General features: G+C 45.0%; 13 protein-coding genes and 1 tRNA gene. 10 read left to right on the top strand and 4 right to left on the bottom strand.

What is annotated here, in order from left to right; all coding sequences use genetic code 11:
* Positions 1-36 precede the first annotated feature (36 nt).
* Genes B2337_RS14225 through B2337_RS14215 form a run of 3 tightly spaced genes read left to right on the top strand, consistent with a single transcriptional unit; the run spans position 37 to position 1,276 of the window.
* The gene (locus B2337_RS14225; RefSeq protein WP_292414612.1) at positions 37-387 is read left to right on the top strand and encodes a hypothetical protein; all 351 of its coding nucleotides are present in this window, start codon (positions 37-39) and stop codon (positions 385-387) included.
* Complete coding sequence (locus B2337_RS14220; protein ID WP_349677088.1) at positions 288-845, top strand: HD-GYP domain-containing protein; 558 nt, start codon at positions 288-290, stop codon at positions 843-845. Before B2337_RS14225 ends, B2337_RS14220 begins: the two co-directional genes overlap by 100 nt.
* Positions 846-880: 35 nt before the next feature.
* Positions 881-1,276, top strand: coding sequence for an MAPEG family protein (locus B2337_RS14215; protein ID WP_292361138.1), 396 nt, complete (start codon positions 881-883; stop codon positions 1,274-1,276).
* A 15-nt stretch (positions 1,277-1,291) separates the two neighbouring features.
* Here B2337_RS14215 and B2337_RS14210 read toward each other — a convergent pair whose 3' ends face one another.
* A complete protein-coding gene (locus B2337_RS14210; RefSeq protein ID WP_292414611.1) occupies positions 1,292-1,549 on the bottom strand; it encodes a TIGR03643 family protein in 258 nt (85 codons plus the stop codon).
* 50 nt (positions 1,550-1,599) lie between these two features.
* Between B2337_RS14210 and B2337_RS14205 the strand changes: the two genes are divergently transcribed.
* Positions 1,600-2,130 (top strand): lipocalin family protein, encoded by a 531-nt coding sequence (locus B2337_RS14205; RefSeq protein WP_292414610.1) that lies wholly within the window; start codon positions 1,600-1,602, stop codon positions 2,128-2,130.
* Here B2337_RS14205 and B2337_RS14200 read toward each other — a convergent pair.
* Complete coding sequence (locus tag B2337_RS14200; protein WP_292361144.1) at positions 2,112-5,273, bottom strand: efflux RND transporter permease subunit; 3,162 nt, start codon at positions 5,271-5,273, stop codon at positions 2,112-2,114. The genes B2337_RS14205 and B2337_RS14200 overlap by 19 nt on opposite strands.
* A gap of 16 nt (positions 5,274-5,289) precedes the next feature.
* The gene (locus tag B2337_RS14195; protein ID WP_292361147.1) at positions 5,290-6,363 is read right to left on the bottom strand and encodes an efflux RND transporter periplasmic adaptor subunit; all 1,074 of its coding nucleotides are present in this window, start codon (positions 6,361-6,363) and stop codon (positions 5,290-5,292) included.
* 162 nt (positions 6,364-6,525) lie between these two features.
* On the opposite strand from B2337_RS14195, the gene B2337_RS14190 reads away from it, so the two are divergent.
* The 4 genes from B2337_RS14190 to B2337_RS14175 all read left to right on the top strand — a co-directional run bounded on the left by B2337_RS14190 (position 6,526) and on the right by B2337_RS14175 (position 9,150).
* On the top strand, positions 6,526-7,602 hold the full coding sequence (locus B2337_RS14190) for an AI-2E family transporter (protein ID WP_292361149.1): 1,077 nt from the start codon (positions 6,526-6,528) through the stop codon (positions 7,600-7,602).
* Positions 7,603-7,799: 197 nt separating this feature from the next.
* Entirely contained in the window at positions 7,800-7,967 is a 168-nt protein-coding gene (locus B2337_RS14185; RefSeq protein ID WP_292414609.1) for a hypothetical protein, read from the top strand.
* A gap of 217 nt (positions 7,968-8,184) precedes the next feature.
* Positions 8,185-8,607 carry a plastocyanin/azurin family copper-binding protein gene (locus B2337_RS14180; RefSeq protein ID WP_292361151.1) on the top strand — a complete coding sequence of 141 codons (423 nt, stop codon included), beginning with the start codon at positions 8,185-8,187 and terminating at the stop codon, positions 8,605-8,607.
* A gap of 153 nt (positions 8,608-8,760) precedes the next feature.
* A complete protein-coding gene (locus B2337_RS14175; RefSeq protein ID WP_292414608.1) occupies positions 8,761-9,150 on the top strand; it encodes a DUF6746 family protein in 390 nt (129 codons plus the stop codon).
* 586 nt (positions 9,151-9,736) lie between these two features.
* Here the strand turns inward: B2337_RS14175 and B2337_RS14170 are convergent.
* Positions 9,737-11,896 (bottom strand): TonB-dependent receptor family protein, encoded by a 2,160-nt coding sequence (locus B2337_RS14170; RefSeq protein WP_292414607.1) that lies wholly within the window; start codon positions 11,894-11,896, stop codon positions 9,737-9,739.
* A 582-nt stretch (positions 11,897-12,478) separates the two neighbouring features.
* Between B2337_RS14170 and B2337_RS14165 the strand changes: the two genes are divergently transcribed.
* Positions 12,479-13,318, top strand: a complete 840-nt coding sequence (locus tag B2337_RS14165) for a plastocyanin/azurin family copper-binding protein (RefSeq protein ID WP_292414606.1) — start codon at positions 12,479-12,481, stop codon at positions 13,316-13,318.
* A gap of 224 nt (positions 13,319-13,542) precedes the next feature.
* Positions 13,543-13,619: transfer RNA gene (locus B2337_RS14160), tRNA-Asp, on the top strand.
* The last annotated feature ends 22 nt before the right edge of the window (positions 13,620-13,641 follow it).

Here is a 13,641-nt window from a genome sequence, read left to right as displayed (position 1 = left end):
AAGGATGGTTTCCCGACAGCTAACAATAAAAAATACATGAATTTACCCCCTCATTACCGAATTGTTCTGGTGTATTTGCTTGTTGGGATAGCCTGGATATTTTTTTCAGATATCTCTGTAGAGTATTTATTTTCAGGAGAACGTGTTACTCAGATACAACATTTCAAAGGTTGGGCGTTTGTAATCTTAACGGCTGCATTCCTGTATGTGCTGATTCGTCATGACTTCAAGGCGATTCAGGCAGCCAATCGTAAAATTCTGGACAGTATTGAACAGGCAGTGATGGGCTGGATTCATGTGATGGATGCACGGCACAAGGAAACCAAAGATCATTCCGAGCGGGTTACCCGAATGACGGTAGCACTGGCAAAACTGTCCGCGGCATAAGTGATGAAAAACAACTGGAATCGATTCGTTATGGCGCAATTCTGCATGATATTGGCAAAATCGGCATCCCGGATGAGATTTTGACAAAACCCGGAAAGCTCACCGATGCAGAATGGGAAATCATGAAACAACACCCACAAATCGCTTATGATATTTTGTCAAAGAACGATTACCTGCGACAGTATATGATGATTCCTTATGAACATCATGAACGATGGGATGGTTTAGGTTATCCACAGGGTTTGAAGGGAACCGAGATACATTTTGAAGCAAGACTTTTTGCCATTGTTGATGTCTGGGATGCGATTTATCATCGCCGGGTTTACAAAGATGCATGGCCGGAAGATAAAGTACTTGAATATTTATCCGAACAATCAGGAAAAGCATTTGATCCAGCGTTCAGTGAGTTGTTTGTAAAAAATTATGCCCAACTGAAAATTGCAGCTGAATTCAGCTGATTAATTCCATTAACTTTTGCTGCCTGGAGTAATACATGCCTGCGTTGTTTATCGTGTTATTTATCGTTACTTTTTTCCCGATGATACTGGCATTTATCGGCGGCTACTTACGTTATAAACACGTTGATATCTTTGATAACCGCCATCCCAGAGAGCAACAGTCTGAGTTAACCGGTGTGGCTGCCCGCGTGTTAGCGGCACAGAAAAATGCCTGGGAGGCGTTGATATTCTATTCCGCCGTCACGTTGCTGGCGTTTTATTCCAGTGTAAATCTGCGGGATTTGAGTGAAGCAGCCATTTTGTTTCTGGCCTGTCGTATTCTACACCCGATTTTTTACGCCCTGGATTTGGCTGTTTTTCGCAGTTTGATTTTTATGGTCGGCTGGTTAAGTTGTGTTTATATTGCGATAAGAGCCTTTACAGCCGTTTAATAAAACTCAAGTGGCTTAGCGTGGTTTATATTGAGTCGGACAGTAGGCCCGCGAGATACGCGGATCACGCAAAGCCTGATGTTTGGTTTTTCGCCCTGCAACCCGTTCCCGCCACAGACGAAATGAACCTGGTGTCATTTCGCGTTGCATCAATTTAATGACCTGATTCTCCGGTAAGCCATACAGCCGGAAAATCGCTTCAAACGGTGTACGATCTTCCCACGCCATTTCAATGATTCGGGAAATATCCGCCAAACTTAGCGTCTCACTCATACATGCGACCTCAGATATAAACTCGTAAATTAACCAAAGGTGTGTGAAATATGCGTCTATTTACCATTCTTCTGCTATCACTGATGTTAACTGCTTGCACTGGAACTCCCAAAGGGGTTGAGCCTGTCCCTGATTTTGAGCTGGATCGTTATCTGGGTAAATGGTTTGAAATAGCGAGACTGGATCATTCTTTTGAACGGGGTTTAACATCGGTGACCGCCGACTATAGCTTGCGGGATGATGGATCCGTCAGGGTGATCAATCGCGGCTACAACAGTGAGAAAGGACAATGGGAAGAAGCTGAAGGTAAAGCAAAGTTCGTCAGAGAAGCTGATATTGCACACCTGAAAGTATCCTTTTTTGGACCATTTTATGGTGGTTATGTGGTGTTTGGTCTGGATAAACAGGATTACCAGTATGCGTATGTGTCAGGCCCTAACCATAACTATTTATGGTTATTGGCCCGTACACCGCAAGTCAGTGACAAGTTAATTGCCAGCTTTATTAACGAGGCTGAGCAACGTGGTTTTGATACTGACAAGCTGATCTTTGTTGAACAGGATCAAGCGTTAGATGATTGAGGCTGCCGAGATAATTGTTTACGTTGTGTCCACGATAAAATCGATATTAACAAGCTTGGCAGGAATGTCAGCGTGATAAGGGTGGAAACCGCGATGCCCACCAGAACCACAATACCCACACCTCGGTAGAGCTCAGTACCGGCACCAGGGATAAACACTAACGGTGCCAGACCAAAAATGGTGGTCAATGTCGACATCAATATCGGGCGCAACCGAGTTGCTACGGCTTGATTAACGGCCGTATGTACCGATATGGCTTTGTCGGTCAAATTACGTCTTGCCTGTTCAACAATCAAAATCGGATTGTTGACCACTGTACCCAGCAGGATGACAAAGCCCAGCATAGTAATCATATCGAATGGTTGGATGATTGCCGGTAAGCCGAACGAGTTTAACAGGCTGCCAGAGGCATTGATGGCGACCAACCCGACAATACCTCCGGCGATGCCTAATGGCACAGTGGTTAAAATAATTAATGGATAGCCCCAATGTGAGAATATAGCGACCAGAACCAGATAGATGAGTATAACGGCCACCACAAGATTTTCAGATAAGGATTCTCTTGTGGCATCCAATTGATCCGAAGCGCCGGAAATAGAAAGGTTAATTCCTTTGGCGACTTCACCTTCAGCCTGCATGGCGGGAATCATTTCGTTGCGAACTTTATTCACTGCGGTTTCCAGAGCCACATCTCTCGGCGGAATAATCAGCAGGGTGACGGTTCTGCGACTATCAACCCGTCTAAGGGTTGCACTATCAACGGTTTCGACCAAATCAGCCAAAGCATTCAATGGAATAATACCGCCATTGGGGGTGAGTACGGGCAGACCGGCTAAGCCTGACAAATTCTGTTGTTGCCCTGCAGTGCTGAACAGAAACATATCGACTTTGTCATCATCAATAAAAAACTCATCAACAAAAGCGCCATCACTTAATGCTGCAACTGAAAAACCAAAATCGTTGGCTGTAAACCCGACCTCGGTTAACCGCGACCAGCGAGGCCGGATTTCAATTAATGGTTGATCCAGCGATAACGATCCAGGAATGGAATCTATCTGTGGGTTTTCAAACAACTGTTCGGCTCGTTTGAGCGCAAATTCTGCCGTACTGTATAGGTTTTCCATATCCGGACCGGCAATATCCAGACTGACCGCACGTGTTCCGCCCTGATCGCTGGAAATAATTGAACCACGACCTGAGAAAGCACGCATACCCGGATAACTTTCAAATAAATCGGTTAACGCATTCATCATTAGTTCGATATCTTGCGTTCGGGTAGGCTCACTGAGCACGCGTAAACCGGTTGGAGTGGTACGAATAAAATAATAGGCAAGTGATGGAAGCGGGGCTTCTCCACGATCAAATAAGGCTGGATCAGCTCCTTTGGCCTCACTGAGAATTTCAATGACCTCTTCACTGATTCGCAACATTTCCGAGAGGTTATAGCCGGGGGGGGGAATCATACTGGTAAAGGCTTTGGGTTCTTCACCTTCAGGGAGGTATTCAGCCGGCGGCATTAAATGCCATGCGGCAACCAGGGTTGCTGATACCGTAATGAGCATGGTGATCAGGCGTCTGAAAAAACCACCGGTAATCCAGTTGACGCTATGGAGGATGACGCCTCGACGATGTAAATCTTCATGAGTACCACGACTTTTGCCAAGGCCGAAGTGAGCACAGGCGGCGGGCACCACGGTTACGGCAAATAGCATTGAAGCCAGAATGGCTACCGAAATGGCAATAGCGATATCCGAATACAATTGGCCGGCTTCTTCCTGAACAAATAATACCGGAGCAAAAACCAGAATCGTTGTCATGCTGGAAGCCAGGACCGCTGTCCACACTTCACGAACACCGGTAATAGCGGCTTCAATTCTATCCAGGCCGCGGCGCCTGGCCTGTTCAATGCTTTCGAGTACAACAATCGTGTTGTCGACCGTCATGCCTATCGCAAAGGCAATACCGGCCAAGGAAATCACATTGATCGTACGATCAAAAACCAATAACCCTAAAAATGCCGCAATAATACACACCGGCATCCCCATCAAACCGATTAATGTGCCACGAATACTGCGAAGGAATAAAAAAAGTATGATGGTGGCCAGCAATGCCCCTAGCAGCAAGTTCTGAGAGACATTCTGTATTGATGATTCGACATAGCGAACATCGTCGCCAATCAGGACTAAATCCAGGCCATTCGGATGCAGTAAATCTCGCCGCATCTCTTCAACCACCTGCATCATGCCGGATTTTATATCGATTACATTAGAACCCGGTTCGCGCTTAACCGCCATCGTCAGGCCACGCTCGTCATTGACCACGGCGACTTCACGAACTTCATAGTGACCCAGATTAATCGTGGCGACATCTTTCAGGAAAATATCAGTGCCGTTGCGATGCGCCAGAATCAATTCTTCCAGTTCCTGCTTATTATCAAACCGGCCAACCGTTCGGATTAAATAGCGTTTTTTTCCATCATCCAGGTCACCGGCAGAGGTATCGCTGTTACGGGCACGGATGGCATCGCGCACCTGGGTAAGGCTTAAGCCTCTTTGAGCCAGTTTGGCGGGATCAATAAAGATTTGCATCTGTCGTTCGGCGCCGCCGCGGAGCTGAACCTCGGAAACACCCGGCACACGCTCCATCTGAGTACGAATATTGTCATCGATAAAGTCGGTGATCATGTCGATATCAAGATTCAGCGGGTTGCCTGGTAGCGGGGATACCGCAAAATACATAAAAGCGTTTTCCGAAAACGAGCTGCTGCGGATACTGGGTTGATCGACATTTTCCGGATAGCTGGGAACCTGGCTTAGCGCATTGGCGACTTCTATTAAGGTTTCATTTATATCGACGCCAAACGGGAAATCCAGCTCAACGTATGAAACACCGGTTTCGGCAAACGATTCCATTCGTTTAAGGTTTGGAATATTACGCAGATAGCGTTCCTGCTCGATCAGGATTTCCTTTTCAATATCCTGAGGCGTTGCTCCAGGCCATTGCGTCACAACGCTGATGGTGCGTACATCCAAATCAGGAATCATCTGTACGGGGATCATTCGTGCGGCAGAGATGCCGAGAACACAAACAATCAGCACCATGACAGTAAGTAGTTTGGCGTTACGAATCGGTGCTTCTAGCATGCGGGGTTAATTCCTTTTATCTGGCGTCGCTGGCAAGTTCAACTTCATCGTTATCGCTAAGCACCTCATTACCGCGAATCACCACTAAGTCATCGGCTGTTAACCCCTCAGTAATAATGATACCGTCAGAACTTTCACTACCGACACTCACAGTTCGGCGTTGCGCCCGGTTGTTGTCATCAATAATAAAGACACTTCTTCCGCCATCAGGATGACGTAATACTGCATCACGAGGAATGAGATACCCTTTTGCTTTATCCCCACCCATATAGATTACTGCACTGGCAGAAGTGCCGGGTAACAGAGTCACATCATTTGAATCCACAACAATGCGGACTAAAAATGAGCGGGCCTGTGTATTACTGACCGGGACGAGAGCAGTAATTTTTCCAGAGAGTTTCTGTGACGGCAGTGCATCAGGCAGTATTTCGACCCGGCTTTCTGTCGTGATCTCAGAAAATCGTTCCTGGGGCACGTTAACATCAAGTCTGACAGGCTCCAGAGCTACCAATTCCAGCACTTGATCACCTCGATTAATCCATTCACCGGCTTCCGTCATTTTGGCGCTGATAACACCACTGAAGGGGGCTGGCAGTTCATGTCGACTCAGCTGTTCTGCCGCGGTGTTTTGCATGGCCGTGGCCGCTGCCAGAGCCGCTTGACTCAATAAGAGATTGGATTCGCGATTAGCCAGCTCTGTAGCCGAAATGTAATTATCTCCACGAAGCCGTTTGGCTTCTTCGACCAATCGCTCGGCTTCACTTGCACTGGCCTGAGCTTCATTTGTTGCAGCCCTTGCCTGTTCCAGCTGTTGTTTGGCGATAGCTGGATCCTGTCTCAGTAAAACATCACCCTGTTTAACCCGGAAGCCGGCATCCACTAAAACTTCTTTGACTAAGCCATCAACTCTTGGAGACAGCAATGCCCTGCGTTCAGCTGTTAATGAGCCTGATAGGGTCAGTGTTTCAGTCGATTCTGATACTATCGGCTTACTGACACTTACCGGTGTGGCCGCGAGGCCGGGTTGAGTGAATAGTATAAAAATAAACCCGCAACCCAGCAGGTTGCTTGACGAAAATGATTTCAACATAGTGGTTCGCATGGTTGGTGAATGCAATTAATGAACGATATCCACTTGGATAGTTCCTCAAATTTGAATGTTAGACTGCATTTAATGCGCTACAAGTCTGATGACGATATGCCAAAATAGTAACAGACATACCTTAAGACGCTGAACAGGACCAAAACAGATATGACCTTGCGAGCAGTATTCAAAAAGTGGGCGGAAAGATATTTTTCTGATGAAGAAGCCGTCATTATGCTGATTGTACTGGTATTAGGCTTTGCTGTGATCATCTGGTTTGGTCGTATGTTAGCCCCTTTTTTTACGGCGTTAATCATTGCGTTTCTGTTGCAGGGCGTAGTGAATATGCTAACAAGGAGGCACGTGCCGCAAATGATTGCCGTGGCAATCGTTTTTGTCGGTTTTGTCAGTGTGATGTTAGCGCTGGCCTTTTTGTTGATGCCATTGTTATGGAATCAGCTGGTTAATCTGGTATTGGAAACACCCAGAATGCTTTCGAGCGGACAGCAATGGCTGGATGAGCTTCAGGCGCAATATCCCACACTGATAACTCCGGATGAAATTCAGAACTGGATCTCAATGGTGGCAAGAGAATTGAGTATCTACGGTCAGCGTGCACTGACTTTATCTTTAGCTTCACTAGGCAATGTGATTGGTCTGATTGTTTATTTGGTCCTGGTACCAATTCTGGTGTTTTTCATGCTTAAAGACAGAGAAAAGCTGGTGGGCTTTATTTTATCAATGATGCCGGAAAAACGTGGCTTGATGAGCAGGATTTGGAATGAAATGGATGGTCAGATTGCTAACTACGTGCGTGGCAAGGTGGTTGAAATCATTATTGTGGGTACAGTGGCTTTTATAACTTTTGCCTGGTTTGGTTTGCCTTATTCGGCATTGCTGGCCGTGTTAGTTGGATTTTCAGTATTGATTCCGTTTATCGGTGCCGCAGTAGCAACATTGCCGGTTGCAGCGGTTGCAGGCTTTCATTTTGGTCTCACTGAGGAGTTTGCCTATGTATTGGTGGCTTACGGAATTATTCAGGCCTTAGATGGCAATGTGCTGGTTCCCATTTTGTTTTCTGAAGCGGTTAATCTGCACCCGGTGTCGATCATTCTGGCCGTTTTGTTTTTTGGTGGGGTTTGGGGTTTTTGGGGTATTTTCTTTGCTATCCCTCTGGCAACCTTACTCAAGGCACTGGTGACAGCCTGGCCACGAAGTTTAAAATCACAAATTGCTTCAGATTAAGTAAGCATTTTATATTTATTTGTTCAAAATCAACCTAACCAAAAGTAGGTTGTTTTATGGATATCAATGTCGGTCTGATTTGGTATCACTCATATCAACTGGGTATCGTCTTTTGCTGGCCTTCCGATTGCCTTGAACCGTGAGTAAAAGACAAAAGGGGCTGGGATGCGAACCTATCCTCTGGTGACGGCGGCATTATGAATACATCAGGATCCATAAATGGTACAGCTAGTGCAGCAGGTATATGGCTGACGGGTGCTATTGGCTTGTCGGTCGCTTATGCTCATTACGAAATTGCCATTGTTTTATCGGCGCTGGGCTTTCTCATTTTCCAGGTCAGTAGCTTTTTTAAACACGAAACTTAATGCCAGACCCAAAAATGATTAACGCAGGTTAATGCACTCCCCGGGAAATCATCCCACTATCAAAATGAAAAAAATCTATATATATCAAATAGGAACACTAACGCTAAAACGTTGTCCTGAATATTATTAGGGAGTTTTTCACACAGAAAAGCGTTCAATATTATTAATAATTTACCCTGATGGTGTTTTTTAATACATCTTCTTTAGAGGAGGCATTATGCCAAAAACTAAACTAGCTCTAACGATTCCTGCAGCATTATTGTTTATAACTCAGTCGGTATTTGCGGAAACCCATGTGGTTACCGCCATAGGTATGAAGTTTGAGCCTATGGTCGTTAAGATCGCGCCCGGTGATACCGTTCGTTGGGAAAACATGCCGACACATAATGTGGAAACCATTGAAGGTCTTGTGCCAGAAGGTACTGAAAAAATAATGTCTCCAATGGGTGAAAACTATCAACATACTTTTGATAAAGAAGGTATCTACGTTTATATCTGTACCCCGCATATCGGAAGCGGTATGGGTGGTGCCGTGATTGTAGGTGAACCGACTAATCTGGACGACATCAAGGCGTCTGATGCTAGCGGGGGCTTAGGGCGTGTAGTCAGAAAAGCCATTCAGGAAGCAGAAGCAATGTAACCCGATATTCAGAATCACACGTTAAAAACCTTCCGTTAAATGACGGAAGGTTTTTTTATGCCTTGGAGTTTTGTATTTGTTTATCCAATTATATTTGCAAGTCTGGTTATCGTTGTATATGTTAACGGTTCTTATTTACATTTAGGTATCAACATGAAAGTAATAAATTACCTGGCAGCGGCAGCACTGAGTTTTGGTGTGGCCACAATGGCGAAAGCGGAAACGGTAGAGCATTTTAAAGGCGAATCAGCCGAGTCATTAGAAGAAGCGGTAACGCACTTCAAACGCTACAACGATCGATTGGAGACATTACTGAAAAAAGAGTCGATGTCGGCAGAAGATGTGACCAAAATCCATGAGCTGACTTATACCCTGGAAAATGCACTGGCCAAAATAAATGAAGAACTGGACAAATTAGCTGCAACACTTGAAGAAGTGCACCTGGCCTCTGAAAAATATGATGCAGATGCAGTACGGGATCATGGTGAAGCTTATATGGAGGTTATCAAAACCATAAGCAAAATGGGAGATTCAAAGTCTTAATAACCTGGACCCGGGTTTTGTGAGAATTAAGTCTGAGCTTTAAATAAAGTACTGGTGTCGTGAAAGCTCAGCTTATTGATGTCAGCGGTTTGTTTTTGTCTGGTTACGTTCTGGCAGAGCATGAAAATTATCGACAGTATATTTTCGATGAAGTCATTGAAAACAAAGTTGGAAGCTACCGAATAACCTATTCCAGTTATTGCAGCATACGATTTTTATACTGCTCCCATGACTTTCCAGGTCTTGGTTCTTCTGGATAATCTTGGGAAATGAAGAAACCTGCTCCCGAGTTAAAAAGCTTTTGTGACACGTTCAGAAAAAGCGGTTCAAAGGATATATCCCGATAGACAAATCATGCTGATGGATCTCGATAAACCATAAATACAAAAAGACTAACCCTAAAGATACCTGTAAAACACAATAAACCCACCAGAAAAGGTGGGTTTTTTTGTGCAAAAAAAAAGCCCGCACAGGGCGGGCTTGTCGGCAATGGTGATGCAGAAACAGCAAATCTGGGAGAAATGGCTGTTTTTGTTACATATTTAAAACATGTTCTGCATACCTTCTCCGTCAACGTTGAAGCTGATTAAAAGTCGTAAGTAATACCGCCGAAGAACAGACGCTCACGACCTGCTAACTTACCTTCGTTACGGCTGACCAGATACTCTTTATCAAACAGATTTTCGACACTGGCAAACAACGTAACACTGGTGTTTGGAATGTAATAATTAACCGTAGCATTCCAGATGGTATAGCCAGGGATGGTACCTTCGATACCGTTTCCGGTCTCAACACGAGTATTTTCATCATCCACAAACTGCTTGCTGACGTACTGAACACCAATTCGGGCATCGATACCGCTAACATGCTCATAGCCCAGATCTAAATTTAATAGATGTTCTGGAGCATATTGCATTCTGTTACCGTCATTGGCAGGGTCATTTGCTTTTTCATACTCAGCAGTCCACAGGTTGGTGTAAGCGCCTGAGAAATAGATATTGTTGGTCCAGCCATAGATATCACCGAAATTAATACGGCCAGCTAACTCAATACCTTGTTGCTCACTTTCACCACTGTTATCAAAAGTTGCGCCATTATCAACGATGGTGTTTTCGATATCGTTGTGGAACAACGTTGCCGACATAACAACACCATTGAAATAGCTGCTTCTCATACCTAATTCATAGAGAGTGCTTTCTTCTGGTTCAGCGCGTGCACCAGGGGCATCGAATTCACGATCAGCACGAGAAGGCGAAATACCTTTGTGCACACCAGCAAAAACGGTTGTGCCCGGTAAACCATTCCAGGCGACACCAAAGCTTGGTAGAAACTCAGTATAGCTGTCTGAAGCACGATCAGAAGACAATTCATCCCGGTCTCTTGTTCGAACATCTTCCACACGGAAACCCGGAGTAACTGACCAATCGCCAAGGTATGTCGTGTTCTGAGCATAATAGGACAATGCGTAAGCATCGAGCCTTGCTCCTTCACGGTCTTCACCGGCGATCAATGCTAAATCGTAGTCCTCACGTTGGGCGGTATTGGTTGCAAAAACCTGCTGACGATGAGCTCTTTCTTGGTGATAACGGACACCAACAATCGCATCATTTTCAAGACCAAATAAGCTATGGCCAAAATCAGCACGGGTTTCAGCCCCCCAGGTGTAGTATTGACGTGGAGCATGTCGACCACCACAAATATTAATGTCCTGATTCCCTAATTCAGCTACATTCGCGGCACCAGCACCACCGTTAGCCGCATCACAGTTACGTAAACGTGAAACCCATTGACCATCAACTAAGCGGCCACTGTTGCTACCACGTAAACCATTCCGGAAGGTATCGGTGTAATAAGCTTGTGAACGTAATGTGAAGTTATCGTTGACTTCAAATTTATGTGTCAACTGAACCACATCACGATCTTGTTCCCATTCATCCAGCTCTACAGTTGGATGTGAGAATGGATCGCGAGCATATTCATCACGAGTGAGGTAATTTTCAGTCTGGTTACGACGATCACGAGTGTGAACCAGTTTCAATCCTAATGTCTGGCGGTCGGTAATATCCAATTCACCTTTGAAGCGATATTCCTTAATGTCATAGTCACTGCCGTCAAAAATGCCGTCACCTTTGATTTGCGAGAAATCAAACATAACGCCACCAACCTCGTTCCCAAACCCAACATTTCCATGTAAACCACGGAAATCCTGATTGCCAAAACGAGAAGTAACACTGCCTTCAATTTCACCGTTTCTAGGTACTGGTTTAGTGACAAAGTTAACAGCACCGCCCAGTGTTTGAGGTCCATAAAGAATCTGGCCAGCACCTTTAACAACTTCAACTCGGCTAACAGCTGTTGAAGGTGTAGCATAGTGATTAACCGGATCGGTATATGGTGCTAACTGAATCGGCATACCATCTTCCATCACCATAGTTTTGGCGCTGCGACGTGGATCTTGTCCACGAATACCTATATTTAAATCAAAGCTCATGCTGCCATCTGGAACAACCATTACACCAGGAACAGTTCTAAGTTGTTCATTAACTGATAATGGGCGGCGTTCTTCGAGATATTGCTCATCAATAATATCGAATGAGCCCGGAACGGCTTCAAGACGATCAGGCAAAATGCCGGTGACGGTCATTTTGCCTGTATCAATTGCATCTTCCTCAGCCAGAACGGCATAAGGCATCAGCATCAGCGATGACATTATCGCCGAGCTGATGAGTTTTGGTTTTAGATTCATTTCTCTCTCCTGTGCGTAAAAAGCTCATGCAGGCTAGCTTTAGCCGTTTTAGCTTCATATAGGAAAAATTCCTAAAACAACGCAAATCACCACGCTAATCCAAGTGTTTATGCGGTTTAAGATGGCCATAGTTTGGGGGTGGCTGTTTTTAACCAATATGAATTTGGGAAGGAATTAAGTTGAAGTCATAAAAAACATGCTTTCTTGGAAGGCCTGTAAATAGTTGGTTGTAAGTAGCCGTCCATCTGGTTAAATGCAGCCCCACCTGTAAAGTGTTGTTTGAATGAAAAAAAACATAAAAAATTGTTGTATAAATGCAACGAGGTGATGCTTTTCACTTATTTTTATCGATGTTTTTCGGGAAGTTGCGCACATAATTTCAGGAGTAATGCCCTTTTTTTGCTAGTTAACACCTTTAATTGAGGATGAAAGTGCAAAACTATTTTGGCGTGTTGTAAAAACACCAAGAAAACGGATTGCTAACCATAAATTGTCCCAGGTCAAAGAAAAGGACTGAATTGCTTATAAATAGCGTTAGGGGGATGGTATGATCGGTAAAAATTTATCAAATTGGAGAGTCTAATGCGTCATTCCCGTTCAATTATTACTGCGGTCATTATTATTGCCATAGCGGTTTTTGTTGTGGCTGCTGTTTCATCCTTTATCTCTGGAAGCAGTGATCATTACGATCGTCCAAGCTCTCCTAAGGAAGTAATCGAAAAAATGACGGAGGTTGCTGAGTCGACGGAGGAGGTTGCTCAATCAGAACCCACTTCGGAAATCAGTGAACAGGTTTCTGAGGCCTCACAGCAGGAAAAAGAAGCATTGCAAAGTAATACACAGACAGAGGTAGTGGATAACGCGAGCGATGCGGTAGAGTCTGCCATTGAGAGCGCTCAGGAAACCAGTCAAAGTGTCAGTGAACGTGCCAGCGAAACTATTGCTGCGGCAGAAAATGCAGCTGCTGAAGGCCGGGCTGATGCTGAAGCAAGACTCGAAGAAGTCGCTAAAGAAGCTGGTATTAAGGCAGAGCCGGAAGAGGTGGCTGCTCCCGCCACGGTAGAATCAAAAAATCATACAGTGACTGCTCAAGGTTTGATTTATGAACCGCTTGTTGTCACGATTGCACCGGGTGATTCTGTATCCTGGACCAATATGAGTACACATAATACCGAGTCAATCGAAGGCCTGATTCCGGAAGGTGCAGAAATGTGGGTGTCTCAAATGAGTGAAAACTACAGCCGTACTTTTACTCAGGAAGGTATCTACATATATAAATGCACACCGCATTTCGGCGCTGGCATGGGCGGCGCTATTATCGTAGGCGAGCCAGTCAATCTGGAACAGATCAAAAACTCCGGCGCGAAGGGTGCTGCAAAACGATTGGTAAATAAAGCGGTCCAGGCAGCTGAAGCAATGTAATCCAAATCCCCCGTGAGGCAATTATTAACGCTTCCGGGGGATTTTTTTGTCTTTAATTCTTCGCCAAGGCAGCTGTCCAGCAATCAATAGACCCATTTAATAGACGTTTTTTCAAATACTTATCTGGTCCTAAAAGCTTTTTTCCGTTGAACACTAACACCTTTTGATTTTTTGCTGTATTCTTGCACGCTTCCTGACCGGTTGTCTGTTAACCATCAGGTCGCGGAGCGGTAGTTCAGTTGGTTAGAATGCTGGCCTGTCACGCCGGAGGTCGCGGGTTCGAGTCCCGTCCGCTCCGCCATTTATTTGGTAGACCTTTCCCT

Source organism: Methylophaga sp. UBA3192 (assembly GCA_002363955.1).
Classification (GTDB): domain Bacteria; phylum Pseudomonadota; class Gammaproteobacteria; order Nitrosococcales; family Methylophagaceae; genus Methylophaga.
This window is presented reverse-complemented; position numbering and strand designations above follow the sequence as displayed.

Excerpts from the sequence above, each read along its gene's own strand:
- B2337_RS14225 (WP_292414612.1), top strand. The coding sequence starts at position 37 with ATGAATTTACCCCCTCATTACCGAATTGTTCTGGTGTATTTGCTTGTT.
- B2337_RS14215 (WP_292361138.1), top strand. The coding sequence starts at position 881 with ATGCCTGCGTTGTTTATCGTGTTATTTATCGTTACTTTTTTCCCGATG.
- B2337_RS14210 (WP_292414611.1), bottom strand. The coding sequence starts at position 1,549 with ATGAGTGAGACGCTAAGTTTGGCGGATATTTCCCGAATCATTGAAATG.
- B2337_RS14205 (WP_292414610.1), top strand. The coding sequence starts at position 1,600 with ATGCGTCTATTTACCATTCTTCTGCTATCACTGATGTTAACTGCTTGC.
- B2337_RS14200 (WP_292361144.1), bottom strand. The coding sequence starts at position 5,273 with ATGCTAGAAGCACCGATTCGTAACGCCAAACTACTTACTGTCATGGTG.
- B2337_RS14195 (WP_292361147.1), bottom strand. The coding sequence starts at position 6,363 with ATGTTGAAATCATTTTCGTCAAGCAACCTGCTGGGTTGCGGGTTTATT.
- B2337_RS14190 (WP_292361149.1), top strand. The coding sequence starts at position 6,526 with ATGACCTTGCGAGCAGTATTCAAAAAGTGGGCGGAAAGATATTTTTCT.
- B2337_RS14185 (WP_292414609.1), top strand. The coding sequence starts at position 7,800 with ATGAATACATCAGGATCCATAAATGGTACAGCTAGTGCAGCAGGTATA.
- B2337_RS14180 (WP_292361151.1), top strand. The coding sequence starts at position 8,185 with ATGCCAAAAACTAAACTAGCTCTAACGATTCCTGCAGCATTATTGTTT.
- B2337_RS14175 (WP_292414608.1), top strand. The coding sequence starts at position 8,761 with ATGAAAGTAATAAATTACCTGGCAGCGGCAGCACTGAGTTTTGGTGTG.
- B2337_RS14170 (WP_292414607.1), bottom strand. The coding sequence starts at position 11,896 with ATGAATCTAAAACCAAAACTCATCAGCTCGGCGATAATGTCATCGCTG.
- B2337_RS14165 (WP_292414606.1), top strand. The coding sequence starts at position 12,479 with ATGCGTCATTCCCGTTCAATTATTACTGCGGTCATTATTATTGCCATA.